Below are 1312 nucleotides of genomic sequence, written 5' to 3'. Positions count from 1 at the left end.
TAGACCTCTTGCAAAAGTCTTAAGTCGATCCTTGTACAGCAACATTTTTGAAGATTATCAACTACTAATAAATAATTAACTGAAAGTCCCTCCCATTATTGTTTCTATCGTTTGTTTTCGGATTTATGCAAGAGGTCTTATTAACGACACTGACGATCGTCCCTTGATTCGCCTCTTGAATCAGCCCGAGATCCTCGTCGGCTAATTTGCAGTTGAGATGGGGGAGAGATTGGCCATCTTCAAAAAGGCCGGTTATGTCAACTATGGTCTCTAGCTCTTGTTCTTGGGGAAGAAAACGGCAAGATAGGGCTTTTTCTTGGCGATAACGATAGATTTCGACCAATTTCTGGTAATCTGCCCGATCGATGACACGACGTTCAAACTGCAATTCTTGATCCCGGAGGATACGACGTAAATCATCGAGAATTTCCTGATTAGCGGGATCCACCATGGCTAGGTGAAGGACATTGGCAGCGGATTGCTGTTTTTGTAGGGGCAGGATCTTATAACGACGGCAAATTTCAAAGGGAAGGACTGTGCGAAACAGATTCTCGATTTCTCTCCAGTCGATCGTCTCACTTTCAGGGTCAAGATATTCTACCCCATACTTGGCTTTTAATTTTGACAGTTGTTCGAGTCGGTAGTATGCCAGTGCCTCTTTGGGTAAAGGACGGCCGGTGATCAGGGGTAAAATTGCCCGTAGAGGCAGATGACTTTTCTGCTTCTCGATCATTGCCTTTTGTAGTTGCGGGATAGTGACATAACCCGATTGCACTAACTTTTGGGCAAAGGAAGGCAGCTTGGTCTGAAGTTTCTCGTTTGCTGATGACATGGAATAGAGCCAGTAAAGACTGTACAACCCACTACATCCCTTAGTATTCCCATTTTTTCACCGCAGCTAACAGGTAAAAGAAAATTTATCCCACTTTCCGCACTTCTTAACATTCAATTGATAATTTTTACTGATATTTTGCTTAAAACCCATTGCTAGTAGGGACTATAGCTACAATGATTGATTTTTCTCAAGGTGAAGAATTGTAATTTTTTTCTCAGAAAAAATCAATTATTGAAAATGTTCTCAATAGTAGTTTCTATGAAGCTTTTTCGTCAAAACATCTTGGGGAATGTAAAAATATATAGGCTCTTCGTTACCCTTTATGCTAAATCAACATACAAGATGCCAAGATAACATACTTCTAACCCAAAAATTCCGAAAGTTTCTCAAGCCATAGCCTCTCCGTTTTATTAGTTTAAGTTTATTGTTGATTCCCTCGACCACCCCATTCGTTGTCCTTCGCTCGAAATAACTAAT

Annotated in this window: 2 protein-coding genes; both read right to left on the bottom strand. The window is 40.7% G+C overall.

What is annotated here, in order from left to right; translation table 11 throughout:
• Positions 1 to 64: 64 nt before the first annotated feature.
• Positions 65 to 832, bottom strand: coding sequence for a GspE/PulE/PilB domain-containing protein (locus tag O9332_RS16750; protein ID WP_002759581.1), 768 nt, complete (start codon positions 830 to 832; stop codon positions 65 to 67).
• 333 nt (positions 833 to 1165) lie between these two features.
• A partial coding sequence (locus O9332_RS16745) for a transposase (RefSeq protein WP_288026520.1) occupies positions 1166 to 1312 on the bottom strand: 147 nt, incomplete at its 5' end.

This window comes from Microcystis sp. LE19-10.1B (assembly GCF_027530565.1).
Taxonomy (GTDB): domain Bacteria; phylum Cyanobacteriota; class Cyanobacteriia; order Cyanobacteriales; family Microcystaceae; genus Microcystis; species Microcystis aeruginosa.
The sequence above is the reverse complement of the archived record's forward strand: the minus strand, read 5'-3'. Positions and strand labels throughout refer to the sequence as shown.